We start from the raw sequence: 18,021 nt of genomic DNA, 5'->3' as shown, positions 1-18,021 counted from the left end.
CCCCCCCCCCCCCCCCCCCCCCCCCCCCCCCCCCCCCCCCCCCCCCCCCCCCCCCCCCCCCCCCCCCCCCCCCCCCCCCCCCCCCCCCCCGGCCCTCATCCCGCTGCTCCCCCTGGTCACCGAGCGTCGGGAGGGAGCGGGCCGGGCCGTCGACGCGTGGCGCCAACCGCCAGGGGATCGGTTATTCGACGCCTGCCTCGCGCATGTCGCGCAGCTCGCGCTTGAGCTCCTTGATCTCGTCGCGCAGCCGGGCGGCCACCTCGAACTGCAGGTCGGCCGCGGACTGGTGCATCTGCTCGGTCAACGAGTCGATCAGGGACTCCATCTGCGCCCTGGGCATGTCGCCGGCGATGGCCTTGGCGTGCTGACCGGCCTGCCGGGCGGCGAAGCCCGACACCGGCGCCTTGCCGCGCGACTGCTGGCGCCCCCCGCCGAGCAACCGGTCGGTGTCGGCGTCCTCGCGCTGCAGCGAGTCGAGGATGTCGGCGATCTTCTTCCGCAGGGGCTGCGGGTCGATGCCGTTGGCTTCGTTGTAGGCGATCTGCTTGGCCCGGCGCCGGTTGGTCTCGTCGATCGCCCGCTCCATCGACGGAGTGATCTTGTCGGCGTACATGTGGACCTGGCCGGAGACGTTGCGGGCGGCACGGCCGATGGTCTGGATCAGGGACGTCTCCGAGCGGAGGAAACCCTCCTTGTCGGCGTCGAGGATCGACACCAGCGAGACCTCGGGCAGGTCGAGGCCCTCGCGCAGGAGGTTGATGCCGACGAGCACGTCGAACTCGCCGGTGCGCAGCTCGCGCAGCAACTCGATGCGGCGCAGCGTGTCGACCTCGCTGTGGAGATAGCGGACCCGGATGCCGAGCTCCAGGAGGTAGTCGGTCAGGTCTTCCGACATCTTCTTGGTCAGCGTGGTGACCAGGACGCGCTCGTCGCGCTCGGCGCGCTCGCGGATCTCGTGGACCAGGTCGTCGATCTGGCCCTTGGTCGGCTTGACCACGATCTCGGGGTCGACCAGGCCGGTCGGGCGGATGACCTGCTCGACGACCTCGCCCTTGACCCGGCCCAGCTCGTAGGGCCCCGGAGTGGCCGACAGGTAGACCGTCTGCCCGATGCGCTCCAGGAACTCCTCCCACTTGAGCGGCCGGTTGTCGAGCGCCGACGGCAGCCGGAACCCGTGCTCGACCAGCGTGCGCTTGCGCGAGGCGTCGCCTTCGTACATGGCGCCGATCTGCGGCACGGTCTGGTGGGACTCGTCGAGCACCAGGACGAAGTCTTCGGGGAAGTAGTCGAGCAGCGTGTTGGGGGCGCTGCCGGCCTCGCGGCCGTCCATGTGGCGCGAGTAGTTCTCGATGCCGGAGCAGGTGCCGATCTGGCGCATCATCTCGATGTCGTACGTCGTGCGCATGCGCAGCCGCTGCGCCTCCAGCAGCTTGCCCTGGCGCTCCAGCTCCGACAGGCGTTCGGCCAGCTCCGCCTCGATGCCCGCCACGGCGGCGGCCATGCGCTGCTCGCCCGCGACGTAGTGGGAGGCGGGGAAGATGTAGAGCTCTTCGTCTTCGGTGATGACCTCGCCGGTCAGCGGGTGCATGGTCGAGAGCTTCTCGATCTCGTCGCCGAACATCTCGATGCGCACGGCCAGCTCTTCGTATTTCGGGATGATCTCGATCGTGTCGCCGCGCACCCGGAACGTGCCCCGCGTGAAGGCGAGGTCGTTGCGGGTGTACTGCATGTCGACCAGGCGGCGCAGCAGCTGGTCGCGGTCGACGTCCATGCCGACGCGGAGCCTGGCCATGCGGTCGACGTATTCCTGCGGCGTGCCCAGGCCGTAGATGCACGACACGGAGGCGACCACGATGGTGTCGCGCCGGGTGAGCAGCGAGTTGGTCGCCGAGTGGCGCAGGCGCTCGACCTCGTCGTTGATCGAGGAGTCTTTCTCGATGTAGGTGTCGCTCTGCGGGACGTAAGCCTCAGGCTGGTAATAGTCGTAGTAGGAGACGAAGTATTCGACCGCGTTGTTCGGCAACATCTCGCGGAGCTCGTTGGCGAACTGCGCGGCCAGGGTCTTGTTGGGCTGCATCACCAGCGCGGGCCGCTGCAGCCGCTCGATCAGCCAGGCGATCGTGGCCGTCTTGCCCGTGCCGGTGGCGCCCAGCAGGACGCTGTCCTTCTCCCCGGCCTTGACGCGGCGCTCCAGCTCGGCGATGGCCGTGGGCTGGTCGCCGGAGGGAGTCATCTCGGTGACGACCTCGAAGGGCGCCACCTTCCGCTGCAAATCTGTGACCGGTCGCATGGTGCCCACTGTAGGCGGCCGGACTGACAGAAAACGTCAAGCGGACCGCTCGCCGATCCTGGGGAAGGGGCTGGTGGAGAAGACCACTTCGACGGGCACCTCGAAATAGCCGGCGATGCGCAGCGCCAGGTGGAGGCTGGGGCTGTACTCGCCGCGTTCGAGATAGCCGACGGTCTGGTAGTGGACTCCGAGGGCCTCGGCGAGCTGCCTGCGGGTCACGTTCCGCTCCGCGCGCAGCAGCGCGATGCGGTTGTGGACGGTCTCGCTCATGGAACTCCTTGCGCGCATCCCCGACATAGCACGTCCACTACATACGCAGCACACCTGCTACCAACAGCAATACATATGTGACGCCGCATTGCAAGCGAACAGTAAGTCATTCCCGATACGGTCGGAATCGCCTGTAGCGGAAAAGGAAGGTCCAATGTCACGTCCCAGAGAGGCACTACGCCAAGCAGGTCAGGGCATCGCCCAAGCGATGGCGCAAGGGGGTGACGTACGCCAGGCGATGGGTCAGGCCGCGGAGCAGTTCGCCGGCCAGATGGGGCCCCAAGGCGGTGGGGGCCAGGCCCCGGGCTTCGCGCTGAACCCGCACGACTTCGCGGCGGCCCGCGACGGCGGCGCCTCCATCGGCACCCTCATCGAGGCCAGGACGGCGTCGCTGAACGAGGCCGGCGAGATCGTCAACCGCAGCTTCGCCGACAACGGCATGCACGTCATCTCGCCCGTGGTGATCCCCAAGGGCAGCACCGCGAAAGTGCTCGTGCCCCTTGTCATCCTCGTGGTGCTCGGCCTCATCGGCGCCCTCGGCAACGTCATCCCCAACACCGACCTGATCTTCGGCCCGCACTACTGGTTCGTGCTGGTCCTGGCCGCCGTGTTCCTGTGGTGGCGGCGGAGCGTGGTGATGGTGCCCGAGGGATGCAAGGCGCTGATCACCAAGTTCGGCAAGCTGGTGCACATCGCGGACCCCGGGCGGGTGACGCTGTTCAACCCGTGGAAGCGGGTCAGCTACATCGTCAACACCACGCGCGAATACCCGTTCAACGCGCCGATCAGCGAAGCGCCGACCCAGCAGGGCGTCAAGGCGAGCGTGGACCTGTTCCTGCAGTTCAGGATCGAGAACCCGGCCGAGTTCATCTTCGTGCTCGGCTCGGTCAGCGGCTTCCAGTCGAAGCTCCAGAACGCCATCAGCGAGGTCACCCGCTCCCTCATCTACGCCCAGCGGGCCGAGGAGATCTACGACCTGGTGGGCGAGAGCACGCTCGGCATGCTGGAGAGCCTCAACCAGCAGTTCCTGCCCGCCGTGCGGCTCACCGACGTGAACATCACGCACGCCGAGCCCTCCAGCCAGGAATACCGCATGGACCTGGCGGCCCCCGAGATGGTGCGCGTCGCCAAGGAGGCCTACACCTACGAGTACGAGCTGAACCTGCGCAAGGAGCAGAACGAGGGCGACCTGATCAAGGAGCTGGCCGGGCTGCAGGAGACGCTGAGCGCCATCCAGGCCGAGATCGCCGGCTACCAGGCCCGCATGGACACCGCGCTCGAACGCGCCACCCACCAGGCCACGGCGCAGGCCAGGCAGCGGCTGGTCGAGGCCGAGTCCACGGCCAACGCCAACGCCGCGCTCCTGGAGGCCCAGGCCCTGGACATCAGGGCGCTGTCGGCCGCGGAGGCGCCCGAGATCCTCGACTACCGCTTCCAGCAGGACCTGCTGACCAGGCTGGAGTCCGTCTCGGCCCGGCTGCCGCAGGTGGTGCAGGTGGGCGAGCAGACCGACATCGACTTCCTGGCCCTGGCGCAGCAGCTGGTGGGCGGGAAGGGCGCGGTGCTGTTCTCCCCCGAGGACATGGCCGCCATCCGCTCCAGGCTCGACGAGATCGGCGCGCGCGTGGCGGGCCGGGAGGACGAGATCGTCGCCCTGCTCAAGAAGGCTGCCGCCGACGTGGGCGAGGCCGTGGAGACCCCGGAGCCGGACCCGGAGCTCGATCGGACCGTCGAACGCCTCCTGCCGGGCGGCCGGGCCCAGGGAAGTGAGCTCCTGTGAACAGAGAGCAGAACCGACGCGTGTTTGAGGAGCTGAGCGACCGATGAGCAGGGAGCGAACCCGACGCAGTGAGCGGAGTGGAGGGCCGAGGAACGAGGCACTCCGCGGAGCGAATGAGGAGCTGGTGAGCGACCGATGAGCAGGGAATTCTCGAAGATCAAGGAGTCGCTGGCCTCCTGGAGCGAGATTCGCCAGCTGCTGCGCGGAGGCGAGCAGGGCCAGCTCGTCCCCGTCGTGATCCCCAAGGACCGCCGCGGCTTCGCCTGGATGGCGCTGGTGTTCCTGGCGCTCTACTGCGCCGGCATGGCCGCGCTGACCGACCTCACCATCATCGCCGCGCTGGCGGCGCTGGTCTTCCTGGCCCTGGCGCTGGTCACGATGTGGCGCAAGGCGATCATCGAGATCGAGGAGGGCACCACCGGCGTGCGCAGCCGTTGGGGCGCCATCACCAGCACGCTGCCCCCTGGCCGCCACTACCTCTGGCTGCCGTGGGACCGGGTGGACGCGGTCGTCGACACCTCGACCGAGATCCCGTACTCGGCGCCGATCGTGGCCTGCCCCACGGCCGAGAACGTGCCGCTGAAGTCGATCGAGTTCTTCCTGAAGTTCCGCATCGTGGACCCGGTCGCGTTCGTCCGCACGATCGGCGCGGGCAACTTCGACCTGGTGCTCTCCAGCGCGGTGCAGGACGCGATCAGGCAGCGCAGCCGCAGGGTCCACACCGAGCGCGCGTACGACCTGCGCGGCTCCGACGTCGGCGACATGCAGGACGCGCTCAACCGCCAGCTCGGCAGGTACGGCGTGCGCATCACGGGCGCCAACATCCCCGACGTCCAGCTGCCCGACCAGTACCAGCAGCACCTGTCCACCCGGGAGAAGGTGGCCAAGGAGATGTCGGCTTACGAGCGTGAGTGGGAGCTGACCCGCAAGCGCCGCATCGACACCCTGCTGATGGAGATCGAGCGCTCCAAGAAGACCCGTGACGCCCGCGTGGTCGAGGTCAAGGCCGCCCACAACACCGCGCGCAAGGACGTGGCGCGCATGCTGGAGGAGCAGGAGACCGAGGCGCAGCGGGTGACGTGGGAGATCGAGGCGCGCGGCAGGGCCGAGCTGACCGCCGCCGAGAACGAGGCCAAGGCGCTGCGCCGGCTGGCCGAGTCGTACCGGGACAACCGGGCCGTGCTGCAGTACGAGCTGGCCCGCAAGCGCCTCGACGTGGGCGCCAAACTGGCGGAGAACGCGCCCCAGCCGCTGGTCGTACGCACCCAGCAGGGGCAGTCGGACTCCGCGCTCTCCACCCTCCTCCTGGCCCAGCTGCTTCCCCGCATCTCGGGCACGGGCTCCGGCCAGAACGGCCACACACCTTCCGCATAGGAGAACCCCCATGGTGTTCCGCAAGTTGATGGCCGCGTTCGGCGCGGGCGTCGAGGTTGACACGGTGCTGACCAACACGGGAGTGCGCCCTGGCGAGCTGCTGCGCGGGGTCGTCCAATTCCGCGGCGGCAAGGCGGACTACAAGGTCGAGGGCATCCACATCGACCTGACGGCCGTCGTGGAGGTCGAGTCGGGCGACAGCGAGTACAAGTCGACCTACAGCTTCCTGCGCCAGCAGGTCTCGGGGCCGTTCCAGCTCGCCGCGGGCGCGCAGCACCAGCATCCGTTCGAGGTGGCGATCCCGTGGGAGACGCCGATCAGCGCGATCGCGGGGCAGCCGCTGCGCGGGATGAGGCTGGGCGTGCAGACGGAGCTGGCGCTGGCGGGCGCGCTCGACAAGGGCGACCTCGACCCGCTGTTCGTCAGCCCGCTGCCCGTCCAGGAGCACGTGATCGCCGCGCTCGACCGGTTGGGCTTCCGGTTCAAGAAGGCCGACCTGGAGCGCGGCACGCTCTACGGCTCGACGATGCCGTTCTTCCAGGAGATCGAGTACTACGCCGGCGGTAAGTGGCGGCGCTACTTCAACGAGCTGGAGCTGACGTTCATCGCCGGGCCCGGGAAGATGGACGTCATCCTGGAGGCCGACAAGCGGGGCGGCTTCCTGACCTCCAGCCATGACGCCTACAACCGGTTCACCATCCGCTACGACGATCCGCCGGGCGCGGCGGAGCAGGCCCTGGAGCGCGGGCTGGAGAAGATGGCCCGCCACCGCGGGTGGTTCTAGACCCGTGTCACGGCCAGCAGGTGACCGCTGGCCCCCAGGAGCGACGGCTCGCACTCGACCTTGCGGGCGGCGTCGAGCAGCAGCTCGCGCCGCCCGTCGTCGTCCAGCCAGGCGTTCACGTCCCCGTAGAGCCAGAACACTCCCTCCAGGCCGTAGCGGCGCGGCTCGGGCAGCCCGGCGTCGGTGAACTCGCCGGGGATCTCCTCAGGGGTGTGCAGGTAACCCCGGAATCCCGTGTCCACGGTCGAGATGATCGTGCCGGTCTCGACGGAACGGTAGTCGGCGGCCCGCGCGGCCTGCTGCGTGAAGGTCCCGTGGTAGACGCTGTCGTGCAGGGCCGCGTACCTGCTGATGAAGGCTGCGGCGATCGTGCCGCCGGGCCGTGCGGCCCGCCGCGCCTCGGCCAGCGCCCGGACGCGGTCGGCCCGCTCGGGCAGGTGGTAGAGCGGCCCCAGCAGCAGCACCGCGTCGGCCTGCCCGCCGGGGACCGGCAGGTCGCGGGCGTCGCCGAGCCGCGCGCTCACCCCCGGCAGCGCCGCCGCCTCCTCGACGTGCAGGGGCACCGGGTCGATCACCTCCACGGCGTACCCGTCGGCCGCCAGCCACTCGGCGTGCACGCCGGCGCCGCCACCCACGTCGAGCACCCGGGCGGGCGGCGGGGGCAACGTGCGGCGCAGCACGTCACGGGTGCGGTGGAACTCCAGCCTGCCGCGCCCCTGGCGCAGCCTGGTCAGCTCTCCGCCGCGCTCGTAGTAGGCGCGGACTTCCGGATCCATGATCATGCCGTTGGATCCTACGTCGGGCCGCGATCCGGGTTCGACCTGTTATCCGGCCGGCCCTTGCTCTCGCACGGGTGTCTGAGGAAAAGTCCGCACCTGTTGTGTGCCGTATGCCGATGAGTTCCGCCGCCGTTCGCGGTCTATTCAGAGGGTGCCGGCGAACGGCACGTATGAGAGGAGCCCGACATGTTCACCACGACCGAGCTGGCCCAGGTGCTCTTCGCGACCGCTCTGCAGCCGTCGGACCGGCTGACGCCCGTCCAGATCCGCGAGGCCGTGAACGAGCGGCTGTGCGCGTGCGGCGGCGACCCGGCCTGGTGCGCGGCGTACGTGGCGCAGGAGGCCGGCGACCACCCCGAGACGTACGTGAGGCGGATGCGCTGGGCGCTGGGCGCGGTCGCCGGCGCCTACACGCTGGCCGCCGCCTGACACGCAGGGCGCTCGGCGGGCGAGCGGCGCCCGGCGGCGCCGTCACGCGTCCGAGGTGCCCGACATGGGACGGCCCAGCAGGTCTCCGGCCACGGCCGCCACGTGCGGGGCGAGGTCGTCGAGGCCGGCCTCGGCCAGCGCCGGGGTGGCCACGACCGAACGCAGGATGCCGATGCCGACCAGCCAGGCGCTGAGCAGCTCCGCCCGCAGCTCGGCGTCGTCGCCCTCGGCGAGGTCCTCAAGGGCCCTGACGTAGGTGGTGCAGACCTCCTCGCGGATGCGCTGCCTGGTGTCCTCGTGGGCCGAGGAGCGCAGCATGGCGAGCAGCGGGTGCTCGCCGCCGTAGCGGGTCCAGTCGGCGAAGACCACGGAACGCACCATGCGGGCGACCAGCTCCTCCTCGGGGCCGTCGAGCAGGTCGGCGGGAATGTCGGCGGGGATGTCGGCGGTGACCTCGTCGAAGAGCCGCTTCTTGTTGCCGAAGTAGCGGAAGATCAGGCCGGCGTCGACGCCGGCGTCTCCGGCGATGTCGCGCACGCTCGTGGCGTCGTAGCCCTCGCGGGCGAAGCGCAGCCTCGCGGCCTCCAGCAGGCGCGCCCTGGTGGCCTCCCGGTCTCTCTTCCGCACGTGGCACTCCCCTCATAGTCATCGATCGTTGACATTGTACGGCCATGGTGTGCTACGTTCCCCGTTAGTCAGCGTTCGATGACTTGGAGGATGGAATATGCGGACATATGTCGTGTCGGGCGGCACAACCGGTATGGGGAGAGGGTTGGCCCGCCACTTCCTGCGGCGCGGCGACCAGGTGACGATCATCGGCAGCGATCCCGCGAAAGGGCGGCGCTTCCTCGACGAGGCGGCCCGCGCCGGGGCCGGCGACCGGGCCGCGTTCGTCCAGGCCGACCTGACCTCGGTCGCGGAGAACGTACGCGTGGTCAAGGAGATCACGGCGCGGCACGACGCGCTGGACGGGCTCGTCCTCACCGCGATGCGGCACTTCCCCGGCCGGGTGGTGACGCCCGACGGCTTCGAGGCCACCTTCGCCCTCTACTACGTCAGCCGGATGCTGCTCAGCTACGGCCTGACCGGCCTGCTGGACAAGGGCGCGAACCCGATGATCGTCAACGTGTGCGGCGTCGGCGCCACCAAGGGCCGCATCCACTGGGACGACCTGTCTCTGGAGAAGGGATTCAACCGCATCAAGGCCGTGCTCCAGGCAGGTCGCGCCACCGACCTCCTCGGCGTCGCCTACGCCGCCGACCATCCGGACGGGCGTACGCGTTTCCTCCTGCACCACCCGGGCTTCACCGACAGCGGCACCGACAGCCTCCGCGGGCCGGCCAAGGCCGTCATCAAGGTGCTGGCCAGGTTCTTCGCCCAGCCCGTCGAGAAGAGCATCGAGCCGATCATCGAACTCATGGACGACCCACCGGGCGGCGGCCTGCTCGCCTACGACCGTCGCGCCCCGGTCGACCCGTCGCTGCCGACCCTCGACCCGGGTGACGCGCGCCGCCTGCACGAGCAGACCGCCCACCTGCTGCGGCCGTGAGGCTCAGTACACCTCGATCCGGTCCATGCTGATCACGGTGCTGCCCGAGGCGGGGTTCTTCTCCCCCGTGACGCGGACCCGCAGGGTGTGCGTGCCACGCGGCAGGACCGGGCTCAGGTAGTTGAGCTGCTCACCGACCCGGATGCCGCTGTAGTAGTCGACGCGCTGCTCGGGGCCCCCGTCGATGGAGATCGCGGCGATGCCGTTGCCGCGGTCGCGCACGCTCAGCAGGGCCACCCTGGTACCGGTGAAGGTGACGGTGGCGGTCGCGCCGGCCTGGCCGCTCCAGTGGTCGTTGCTCCAGAAACACTGGTTGCCGCAGCCGGAGCCCGACTGCCACGTGCCGGCGTACGACACCTGCGGGTCGAAGTCGTTGATCACCGAGGTGGCCGCGCCCGGGTCGCCGGACGGAAGATCCTGGGTGGCGCCGGCGGCCAGCGGGCGGCCGAAACCGGGCGTGCCGTCGGCGTTCCAGGTGAACTTCTGCACGCGGGTGGTGCGGAAGTCGTAGGTGTAGGTGCTGGTGTTCTTGCCGTGGTAGGCGATCCAGTCCTCGGTGCCGTCGGGCGAGCGGAAGAACGAGTGGTGACCCGGGCCCCACACGCCGGTGGAGTCGTTGCGCGAGAACACCGGCCCGGGATGCTGCCTCCAGTTGGCCGCCACCATCGGGTCGGCGCCGTCCGCGATGCTCTTCATCCACAGCTGGTAGTCCGGCTTGCCGGTGTCGCAGGTGGAGTAGGTCAGGAACGTCCTGCCGTTGCGGTAGAGCGGGGTCGGCCCCTCCCGCACCTCCGTGCAACCCCCGTCGGCGGGGATGGCCACCCGGCCGCCGGTCACCGTCCACGGGTTGCTCATGCGGGCGATGTAGAGCTGCGCCGGGCCGCCCATGCCGCGGCCCGGGCCGGCCCAGACGAAGTACTGCCGGCCGTTGTGGGTGATCGGCTCGCCGTCGATGGCGTACTCGCCGAAGTCGGCGATCTTGGCCTTGAAGGTGTACGGGCCCATCGGGTCGTCCCCCGCGGACTCCAGGACGTACATGCGGTGGTTGGCGTCGACGCCGTCGGAGGCGGTGTAGTAGACGTACCAGCGGGATCCGACGTGGCGGAAGGCGGGCGCCCACATCTGGGTGTTGCGGCTCGGGTCACTGTCGCGCCACACCACCTGCTCGGGCGCCGACAGCAAGGTGGCCAGGCTGGGCGACCTCCAGATGCCGATCCGGTCGCCGCGCGTGGTGGCCACGTAGTAGTTGCCGTCGTGGTACATCAGGCTGGGATCGGCGCTCGGGTTGACCGGGTTGCGGAACGTCTGCGTCGCGGCGCTCCCTGCGGCGGCGCCGGGGAAAACCCCCATGAACGCGATGAGGACTGCGGCTAAGACGGCGGACAAGCGCGGCATCGGGATCCTTCCACGAAACCTGTCGGGTGATCTTTCCGATGGTCATGGATGGGGGTCAGCCCGTCAACGCCCGGGGCGCGGCTCCCGCGGGCCTGGCCCGCCCGCGCTCAGTCGCGGCCGGCGCGTCTCGCCAGCTCGTCCCAGACCTCGGCCACGCGGGTCTCCAGCTCCTCCAGGGAACCCTCGTTCGGCACCACGATGTCGGCCGCCGCCAGCCGCTCCTCCCGGCTCGCCTGGGCGGCGATGCGGGCCCTGGCGTCGGCCTCCGGCATGCCCCGGTGCTCGGCGAGCCGACTGACGCGCACCTCGTCGGCCGCGTCGACGACGATGACGACGTCGTACATCGAGGCCAGGTCGTTCTCCACCAGCAGCGGCACGTCGTAGACCACGATCGCGTCGTCGGGCGCCTGGCCGCGCAGCTCCTCCACCCGCTCCCCCACCAGCGGATGGACGATCGCGTTGAGCTCGGCCAGCCGCTCGGCGTCGTTGAACACGATGGACCCGAGCCGCTCCCTGTCGAGCGAGCCGTCCGGGTGGAGCACCCCCTCGCCGAACGCGGCGACCACCTTGGCCAGGCCGGGCGTGCCCGGCTCGACCACCTCGCGCGCGATCTTGTCGGCGTCGATCACCATGGCGCCCCTGGCCGCGAGCCGCCTGGACACCTCGCTCTTGCCGGAACCGATCCCGCCGGTGAGCCCTGTCGTCAGCACGCACCCGAGCCTATCGGCCGCAGCGCGGGCACGGAGCGGTGGTCACGGCAGGGGTGAGGGCTCCGCGGGCCTGCGCAGGTGCACCAGGGTCAGGTGATCGTCCATCCGCTCCCGGTGCGTCTCCCGGTAGCCGAGGCGGCGGTAGAGCCGTACGTTGCCCTCCGACAGGTGGCCCGTGAACAGGTCGAACGCGGACACCTGCGGCACGGCCCCGTGCAGGGCGCGCAGCAGGGCCGTGCCCAGCCCCTGCCCCTGGCGGTCGGGCGCGACCACCAGCCGGCCGACCACGCACGTGGCCCCCGACAACTGCCCGCGCACCGCGCCGACGATCCTCCCCGGCCTTCCCGCGTCGAGCGCCTTGAGCACGACGGCGCCCTCGATGGCCTTGCGCATCTGCTCCAGCGACTCGACGAGCGGCGGGATGTACGGGTCGCCGTAGAGCTGGGCCTCGCTCACGTAGGCCGCCCGCTGCAGGGTGAGGATCTCGCCCGCGTCCGCGGCAACCGCCCGTTCGATCAGCACGCGCAGCACCCTACCCGGCGCTCGCGCCTCTCGGGTTCATACCGTCCACCAGCGCTCCCCTACAGGCTGTGCCGCGAGCGGGGAGCGTGCCCTTGACGAAGTAGTCGTGCACGCGGGTGCGCAGGCAGCTGGCGCGGAGCTTGCGTACGCCCTGCAGCAGATAGGCGTCATGCCCGTCGCCGTGCCACAACACCACCGCGCCGGGGATCCGCCTGGCCGCCCGTGCCGAGCCGGAGGCGGGCGCCTCGATGTCCAGCCGCCCGATGCCCACCAGCACCCGCGTCCCCGCGGACGGCGAGGACGGCCGGGACGGTCGGGGCGGCTGGGACACTGCGGAGGAGGGCCCCGTGCCCGCCAGGCCCAGGCACCCGCCGGCCTCGTGCCTCCCGCTCATCCACCCCACGCGGGGCGCGACCGCGCGCAGCCTCTCCTCCACGGCGAGAAAATCCCGGTATCGAGGCATGGCGGGCACGTCCTGGCACCTCATCATCCGCAGCGTCGTACCGTTCGCACCGCCGCCCGGGGCGAGCCCGCTCAGCGGCAGCCGAGGCGCGTCGTCCGCGCCCGCCGACGCCGGGAACGGAGACGCCAGGGAGGCCAGCTGGCGGGCATCGCCGGACCTGGCCGCCGACAGAGCCCTGGCCAGTTCGGGCCAGCGTGCCGGGGTGAGGCCGGCGTACACGGCGGCGACCAGCCGCCGGGCGTTCACCTCGCTTCGCGGCCCGTCGGGCAGCGGCACGCGTGCGGCCAGGTCGTCGAAGACCGACACGGCGTCGTCCTCGCCCAGAGGGCAGCCCAGCCGGCCACGGCACCAGTCGCGGAAGGCGTACAGCTGGCGCTCCACCGCGCGGGCCCTCGTGGTCATCCGCCGCTCCAGCCCGGATCCGGTGAGGTCGGGTACGCCTTCCAGGTACATCCGCCCCACGCGGCCCGGGAACGACTCCGCGTACGCCTGCCCGTAGACGGCGCCGTAGGAGTTGCCGAAGTAGCGCAGCCGTGCCTCGCCGAGGGCGGCCCGCAAGGCGTCGAGGTCGCGGGCGACCTGCCAGGACGTGAGCCGGGTGGCTCCCGCGGCGGCGCGGCAGCTCCTGCCGTGGGCGGCGTTGGCGCGGGCGTGGGCGCGCCAGCCGGCCGGGCCCCGGGACAGCTGGAGGCGCAGCACGTCGGGGGGCGGCACCGCGCATCGTACGGCCGCCGCGCTGTCGTGGTCGCCGGACCCGCGCGCCTCCATGATCACGACGTCGAACCACCGCGCCAGCTCGCTCACGGTGTCGGGCCGCGCCCGCACGTCCTGGATGGAGGACCCCGCACCGGTGTTCACGACCAGGTGGCCGCGACTGCGCCGCGGGTCCCGCGCGGGCATCCGGGCCACGTCGATCTCGGTACGGGCTCCGCCCGGCCTGGCCCAGTCGGCGGGCACGGACAGCTTGGCGCACCGCAACCCGTCCCCGCAGTCCCACCAGGCAAGCCCTCGCCGCGCCCCGCCCGCCCGCCGCAGCGCCGCGCGGCCACCGCCCACCTGCCGACCCGCCGCGCCGCCACCGCCCGTCTCCCCCACCATGCGAGCGTCGCCGGCCTGCACCGCAGGAGTGCCGCCGGCCTCCGGAGCGCCGGTCACCACCGGCACGGCACCCGTCCCATGGGCCTCCGGCGGGACCGGCGCGGGGCCCGCGCCGGCCGCTCCCGGTGCGGCGAGTACGCCACCCGCGCCGGCGACCGTCAGAGCGGTCGTCATCCGCAACATCCGCTGACCCATGCCCACCGCGTCGCTCCTGCAGAGTAGTGCCGACAGCGCAGGTCAGCAGTCTGTCAGCGCCCTGCGGGCCGGTGGACGGCTTCGCCGAAGGCCGTAGGGGAAATCTCCGGCAGCCTCAGCGGATCGTCCGGAAAGCGGCGCGTATGCCCGCCACCAGGGAGTCCGGCGCCGCCATGGCGACCATGTGGCTGGGGCTGTGCGCCTCTCCCCAGTAGACGATGTCGTTGCCGCGTTCGGCGATCCGCCGCATCACCGCCGGCCCGCCGTGTGTCACCCCGGTCGGCACGGCCCGCTGGTCGACGGGCAGCCCCGCGGCGCCTTCGTAGTAGGGCCACGACGACGACCCACCGGTGCCGGTCAGCCAGTAGAGGCTCGCGTTGGCCAGCACCAGGTCGCGCTCGACGGGCTCGGACCCCGCCCCCCACCCGTCGAACTCCTTGAACCTCTCCACGAGGTAGGCGAGCTGCGCCACCGGCGAGTCGGTGAAGCCGTACGCGAGCGTCTGCGGCCTGCTCGCGAGGTAGGGGCCGTACCCGCTGCCCTCGGTCATCCAGGCGGCCATCTCCGCCAGCTCGGCCCGCTCGGCCTCGCTGAACCCCTCCAGCTGCGCCGGGTCACCCGTGTGGAGGCCGAGCCCGGCCGTGATGACGGAGCCGATCACGTGCTCGCTGTCGAGCGCGGCCAGTTGCGGGGTCACCAGCGCTCCGGCGTCGTTGCCGTGGGCGCCGTACCGCTCGTAGCCGAGCCGGCGCATCAGCTCGGCCCACGCGCGCGCCACCCGCTCGATGGTCCACGGCCGCTCGTCGGCGGGCTCGGGGAACGGCGAGAAGGCGAACCCGGGCAGCGATGGCGCCACGACGTGGAAGGCGATGTCCGGGTCGAGCCCGTGCCGGCGCGGGTCGGTGAGGGGCCCGATGACGCTCAGGAACTCGGCGACGGAGTTCGGCCAGCTGTGCGTCATGATCAGCGGTATGGCGCCGGGCTCCGGGGAGCGGGCGTGCACGAAATGGATCGTCTGCCCGTCGATGCCGGTGGTGAACTGCGGGAAGGCGTTGAGCCTGGCCTCCCACGCCCGCCAGTCGAAGCCGTCGGCCCAGTGTTCGGCGAGCTCGCGCAGGTATGGTGCGGGCACGCCCCGGCTCCACCCGCCGGGCAGCGCCCTCGCCCATCTGGTACGCCGCAGCCGGTCGCGCAGGTCGTCGAGGTCGATCTGCGGAATGTCCAGATGAAAGCGCTTGATGACGTTCATGCCCGGCACCCTAGGAACCCTTGCGGCAAGAAGGCTTCCGCATCGACCCGCTCGGCCGGAACGTCCGGAGGATGGCGTACGCGTGGGGTGCCGCCCGAGCGTCACCGGCGCGGCCCGGGCGCGAGCCGGAGGGCCGCGTACCGCAAATGCTCCGGGACACCCGCATACGAAGAACCCCGCACGGGTCGTCCGCGCGGGGTTCTCGTTCAGGCCAGGGATCGAGCCGCAGCCTTCAGTGAAGCGTCAGCTCTGGCCGCCGGCGAGCTTCTCGCGCAGGGCCGCCAGCGCCTCGTCAGAGGCGAGCGCGCCGCTGGCGGGAGCCGACGACGAGCCGCCGCCCGACTGGGCCGGCGAGTCGCCGGTGTAGGACGAGGGAGCGGCCTCGCCGGCCTCCGCCTCGGCCTTGCGGGCCTCCTCGATCTGCTTCCTGTGGGCCTCGAAGCGCTGCTGGGCCTCGGCGTACTGCCGCTCCCACTCCTCACGCTGCTTGTCGAAGCCCTCGAGCCACTCGCCGGTCTCCGGGTCGAAGCCCTCGGGGTAGATGTAGTTGCCCTGGTCGTCGTAGGTGGCCGCCATGCCGTAGAGGGTCGGGTCGAACTCGACCTCGGTGCCGACACCCTCGTTGGCCTGCTTCAGCGACAGGCTGATGCGACGGCGGTCGAGGTCGATGTCGATGATCTTGACGAAGATCTCGTCGCCGACCTGGACGACCTGCTCCGGGATCTCCACGTGGCGCTCGGCCAGCTCGGAGATGTGGACCAGGCCCTCGATGCCCTCCTCGACCCGGACGAACGCGCCGAACGGCACCAGCTTGGTGACGCGGCCCGGCACGACCTGGCCGATCTGGTGGGTGCGGGCGAACTGCTGCCACGGGTCTTCCTGGGTGGCCTTGAGCGACAGGGAGACGCGCTCGCGCTCCATGTCGACGTCGAGGACCTCGACCGTGACCTCCTGGCCCACCTCGACGACCTCGGACGGGTGGTCGATGTGCTTCCAGGACAGCTCGGACACGTGGACCAGACCGTCGACGCCGCCGAGATCGACGAAGGCGCCGAAGTTGACGATCGAAGAGACGACGCCCTTGCGGACCTGGCCCTTCTGGAGGGTGTTGAGGAACGTCTGGCGAACCTCGGACTGCGTCTGCTCGAGCCAGGCACGGCGCGACAGGACCACGTTGTTGCGGTTCTTGTCGAGCTCGATGATCTTGGCTTCGAGCTCGCGGCCGACGTACGGCTGCAGGTCGCGGACACGCCGCATCTCGACCAGGGACGCCGGGAGGAAGCCACGGAGGCCGATGTCGAGGATGAGACCACCCTTGACGACCTCGATGACGGTGCCGGTGACGATGCCGTCCTCGTCCTTGATCTTCTCGATCGTGCCCCAGGCGCGCTCGTACTGGGCGCGCTTCTTGGACAGGATCAGGCGACCCTCCTTGTCCTCCTTCTGGAGAACCAGGGCCTCGACGTGTTCGCCGACCTCCACGACGTCAGCAGGGTCGACATCGTGCTTGATCGAAAGCTCGCGCGAGGGGATGACACCCTCGGTCTTGTAGCCGATATCGAGAAGGACCTCGTCTCGATCGACCTTGACGACGGTGCCCTCGACAATGTCGCCGTCGTTGAAGTACTTGATGGTCTCGTCGATCGCTGCGAGGAAGGCTTCCTCGGACCCGATGTCGTTGACCGCTACCTGCGGGGTGCTCGAGGTGGCCTCAGTGCTGGACGTCATGTGTGGAATTGCTCCGAACGCGGACAGGATGTCGATGTGGCGGATGCGCGGCAGGCCCTCTTCCGCATCAAGCCGAGGAATGACGACATCGACGTGACCGAGCGCGAGCCCGCTCCGTCTGAGGCGCGCGCGAGCCCACAGCGCAGCGATCAGCATATGAGACCTTGGCCACGGGGTCAATCCAGGGAGGCGTCAGTACGCGATGACCTGGAGCCCTCGCTTGGCCCTGATATTACCGCGTAGTTTCTTCGGTATGGAGATCCGGTCGGGATCGCCGTCGGAGACGTAGCGCTCACCAGGGTGCTTACGCAGCCAGTCGAGCCAGTGTTGCGAACACCACTTGCGGCACTCGCCCTTCTTGGCGTTGCTCTGGATGCGCTGGATCGCCCCCCGGTCGAATTTTTTCGCGTAGGGCGAAAGTGACGGCTCGGCCCCGGCGAGGAACACGCCTGCGAAATCATAACGCGTGCCGTCCCACTTCCCGACCCGAGCGGGCTTCTTCCCGCGGGGCAACGAGCCGTACGGCAGCGCCATGGTCCTGGAGGACGGCACGCCGAGCTTCTTGAGCAGGCGTTCGAGCCGGACGATCTGCTCGTGCACCTTCTTCCGCTTGATCGTCCGCAGGTCGGGGTGGCTCCAGGTGTGGTTGGCGACCTCGTAGCCGCGGTCGACCAGCCACCGCACGGCCGCCGTCTGCGACGGCCTGTCGCGCAGCCCGAAGGGTTCCTTGTTGATCCAGAACGTGGCGACGGGCCGGAAGGACGGGTGTTTCCTGGCCACCTCCTGGATCACGGCCACGGCCGTGCCCGCCGCCGGGTTGCCCGCGGCGTCGAGGGCGAAGTGGCTGGGGTGACCGTCGTCGAACGTGAGCACCACCGGGAACCTCCCCGCGGGGACCGGGATCTCGCCGGTGACGAACTCCCTGGCGGTGATCGGCACGTAGCCCTCCTTCGCCAGCCGCTCCAGCTCCTTCCTGAGCTGGGCGGGGGTCCTGTCGATGGAGGCCCGCCGTTCGGCGACGATCCGGTGGTACATCAGGACCGGCACCAGGCCGGCCTCGTTGGCGCGCACCTGACGGGCGAACTCCGGCGTGGACACGACGCCGGGCGGCTGGCCCACCGGCGACGGGGTGGGCGGCGAGCTGGGCGGCGGAGAGCTGTCGCCGACCTCGGCCGCGTCGTCCGGCCGCGCGTGCGGCCGCGGCTCGTCCGGTAACAGGCTGAGCCCGACGATGGCCACCGTTATCACCACCACGTTCGCTATGCCGATGATCCGCGTGAGGGACGCTGGTAACCGCACAGAACTCCCGGGCCGCTCGGGTGAGAAACACGATCAGGCTAGTGCAGATCCCCCACGACGGGCGGCCCTCGCCGTCAGTGGCAGGGCCAGTGACAGCGTCAGTGACA

16 protein-coding genes are annotated in these 18,021 nt (G+C 70.6%); 5 read left to right on the top strand and 11 right to left on the bottom strand.

All coding sequences use genetic code 11. The features are described from left to right. Positions 1-181: 181 nt before the first annotated feature. Together uvrB and ACZ6SA_RS33900 are read right to left on the bottom strand one after the other, a co-directional pair. Positions 182-2,290, bottom strand: a complete 2,109-nt coding sequence (gene uvrB, locus ACZ6SA_RS33905; RefSeq protein WP_465832783.1) for an excinuclease ABC subunit UvrB — start codon at positions 2,288-2,290, stop codon at positions 182-184. Between the two features lie 36 nt (positions 2,291-2,326). Beyond that, complete coding sequence (locus ACZ6SA_RS33900; protein WP_347642844.1) at positions 2,327-2,560, bottom strand: helix-turn-helix transcriptional regulator; 234 nt, start codon at positions 2,558-2,560, stop codon at positions 2,327-2,329. A gap of 154 nt (positions 2,561-2,714) precedes the next feature. On the opposite strand from ACZ6SA_RS33900, the gene ACZ6SA_RS33895 reads away from it, so the two are divergent. The 3 genes from ACZ6SA_RS33895 to ACZ6SA_RS33885 all read left to right on the top strand — a co-directional run bounded on the left by ACZ6SA_RS33895 (position 2,715) and on the right by ACZ6SA_RS33885 (position 6,498). Further along, a complete protein-coding gene (locus ACZ6SA_RS33895; protein ID WP_347642843.1) occupies positions 2,715-4,340 on the top strand; it encodes an SPFH domain-containing protein in 1,626 nt (541 codons plus the stop codon). Positions 4,341-4,475: 135 nt separating this feature from the next. Continuing rightward, entirely contained in the window at positions 4,476-5,714 is a 1,239-nt protein-coding gene (locus ACZ6SA_RS33890) for an SPFH domain-containing protein (protein WP_347642842.1), read from the top strand. Positions 5,715-5,724: 10 nt separating this feature from the next. Continuing rightward, a complete protein-coding gene (locus tag ACZ6SA_RS33885) occupies positions 5,725-6,498 on the top strand; it encodes a sporulation protein (protein ID WP_465832780.1) in 774 nt (257 codons plus the stop codon). On the opposite strand, the gene ACZ6SA_RS33880 is transcribed toward ACZ6SA_RS33885, so the two are convergent. After that, complete coding sequence (locus ACZ6SA_RS33880) at positions 6,495-7,280, bottom strand: class I SAM-dependent methyltransferase (protein ID WP_347642840.1); 786 nt, start codon at positions 7,278-7,280, stop codon at positions 6,495-6,497. The two genes, ACZ6SA_RS33885 and ACZ6SA_RS33880, sit on opposite strands and share 4 nt — an antisense overlap. Before the next feature lie 183 nt (positions 7,281-7,463). On the opposite strand from ACZ6SA_RS33880, the gene ACZ6SA_RS33875 reads away from it, so the two are divergent. Further along, a complete protein-coding gene (locus ACZ6SA_RS33875) occupies positions 7,464-7,706 on the top strand; it encodes a hypothetical protein (protein WP_347642839.1) in 243 nt (80 codons plus the stop codon). 42 nt (positions 7,707-7,748) lie between these two features. Here the strand turns inward: ACZ6SA_RS33875 and ACZ6SA_RS33870 are convergent, their stop codons facing one another. Continuing rightward, positions 7,749-8,333, bottom strand: coding sequence for a TetR/AcrR family transcriptional regulator (locus ACZ6SA_RS33870; protein WP_465832777.1), 585 nt, complete (start codon positions 8,331-8,333; stop codon positions 7,749-7,751). A 97-nt stretch (positions 8,334-8,430) separates the two neighbouring features. Between ACZ6SA_RS33870 and ACZ6SA_RS33865 the strand changes: the two genes are divergently transcribed. Then, positions 8,431-9,255 carry an SDR family NAD(P)-dependent oxidoreductase gene (locus ACZ6SA_RS33865; RefSeq protein ID WP_347642837.1) on the top strand — a complete coding sequence of 275 codons (825 nt, stop codon included), beginning with the start codon at positions 8,431-8,433 and terminating at the stop codon, positions 9,253-9,255. A gap of 3 nt (positions 9,256-9,258) precedes the next feature. On the opposite strand, the gene ACZ6SA_RS33860 is transcribed toward ACZ6SA_RS33865, so the two are convergent. The 7 genes from ACZ6SA_RS33860 to ACZ6SA_RS33830 all read right to left on the bottom strand — a co-directional run bounded on the left by ACZ6SA_RS33860 (position 9,259) and on the right by ACZ6SA_RS33830 (position 17,869). Then, a complete protein-coding gene (locus ACZ6SA_RS33860; protein ID WP_465832775.1) occupies positions 9,259-10,650 on the bottom strand; it encodes a glycoside hydrolase family 43 protein in 1,392 nt (463 codons plus the stop codon). A 107-nt stretch (positions 10,651-10,757) separates the two neighbouring features. Beyond that, positions 10,758-11,360, bottom strand: a complete 603-nt coding sequence (coaE, locus tag ACZ6SA_RS33855) for a dephospho-CoA kinase (protein WP_465832773.1) — start codon at positions 11,358-11,360, stop codon at positions 10,758-10,760. 42 nt (positions 11,361-11,402) lie between these two features. Continuing rightward, the gene (locus ACZ6SA_RS33850; protein ID WP_465832796.1) at positions 11,403-11,879 is read right to left on the bottom strand and encodes a GNAT family N-acetyltransferase; all 477 of its coding nucleotides are present in this window, start codon (positions 11,877-11,879) and stop codon (positions 11,403-11,405) included. Between the two features lie 13 nt (positions 11,880-11,892). Beyond that, on the bottom strand, positions 11,893-13,638 hold the full coding sequence (locus tag ACZ6SA_RS33845) for an alpha/beta fold hydrolase (RefSeq protein WP_465832794.1): 1,746 nt from the start codon (positions 13,636-13,638) through the stop codon (positions 11,893-11,895). 115 nt (positions 13,639-13,753) lie between these two features. Then, positions 13,754-14,887, bottom strand: coding sequence for an epoxide hydrolase family protein (locus ACZ6SA_RS33840; RefSeq protein ID WP_465832771.1), 1,134 nt, complete (start codon positions 14,885-14,887; stop codon positions 13,754-13,756). Positions 14,888-15,130: 243 nt separating this feature from the next. Further along, on the bottom strand, positions 15,131-16,615 hold the full coding sequence (rpsA, locus tag ACZ6SA_RS33835; RefSeq protein ID WP_347642833.1) for a 30S ribosomal protein S1: 1,485 nt from the start codon (positions 16,613-16,615) through the stop codon (positions 15,131-15,133). Between the two features lie 192 nt (positions 16,616-16,807). Then, on the bottom strand, positions 16,808-17,869 hold the full coding sequence (locus tag ACZ6SA_RS33830) for a polysaccharide deacetylase family protein (protein WP_465832769.1): 1,062 nt from the start codon (positions 17,867-17,869) through the stop codon (positions 16,808-16,810). Positions 17,870-18,021: the final 152 nt, after the last annotated feature.

The organism is Nonomuraea sp. NPDC049378, from assembly GCF_055586745.1.
This window is presented reverse-complemented; position numbering and strand designations above follow the sequence as displayed.

Coding starts and splice junctions, on each gene's coding strand:
- ACZ6SA_RS33880 (WP_347642840.1), bottom strand. CDS start 7,280: ATGATCATGGATCCGGAAGTCCGCGCCTACTACGAGCGCGGCGGAGAG.
- ACZ6SA_RS33845 (WP_465832794.1), bottom strand. CDS start 13,638: ATGGGTCAGCGGATGTTGCGGATGACGACCGCTCTGACGGTCGCCGGC.
- ACZ6SA_RS33865 (WP_347642837.1), top strand. CDS start 8,431: ATGCGGACATATGTCGTGTCGGGCGGCACAACCGGTATGGGGAGAGGG.
- ACZ6SA_RS33895 (WP_347642843.1), top strand. CDS start 2,715: ATGTCACGTCCCAGAGAGGCACTACGCCAAGCAGGTCAGGGCATCGCC.
- ACZ6SA_RS33860 (WP_465832775.1), bottom strand. CDS start 10,650: ATGCCGCGCTTGTCCGCCGTCTTAGCCGCAGTCCTCATCGCGTTCATG.
- rpsA (WP_347642833.1), bottom strand. CDS start 16,615: ATGACGTCCAGCACTGAGGCCACCTCGAGCACCCCGCAGGTAGCGGTC.
- ACZ6SA_RS33875 (WP_347642839.1), top strand. CDS start 7,464: ATGTTCACCACGACCGAGCTGGCCCAGGTGCTCTTCGCGACCGCTCTG.
- ACZ6SA_RS33900 (WP_347642844.1), bottom strand. CDS start 2,560: ATGAGCGAGACCGTCCACAACCGCATCGCGCTGCTGCGCGCGGAGCGG.
- uvrB (WP_465832783.1), bottom strand. CDS start 2,290: ATGCGACCGGTCACAGATTTGCAGCGGAAGGTGGCGCCCTTCGAGGTC.
- ACZ6SA_RS33840 (WP_465832771.1), bottom strand. CDS start 14,887: ATGAACGTCATCAAGCGCTTTCATCTGGACATTCCGCAGATCGACCTC.
- ACZ6SA_RS33890 (WP_347642842.1), top strand. CDS start 4,476: ATGAGCAGGGAATTCTCGAAGATCAAGGAGTCGCTGGCCTCCTGGAGC.
- ACZ6SA_RS33885 (WP_465832780.1), top strand. CDS start 5,725: ATGGTGTTCCGCAAGTTGATGGCCGCGTTCGGCGCGGGCGTCGAGGTT.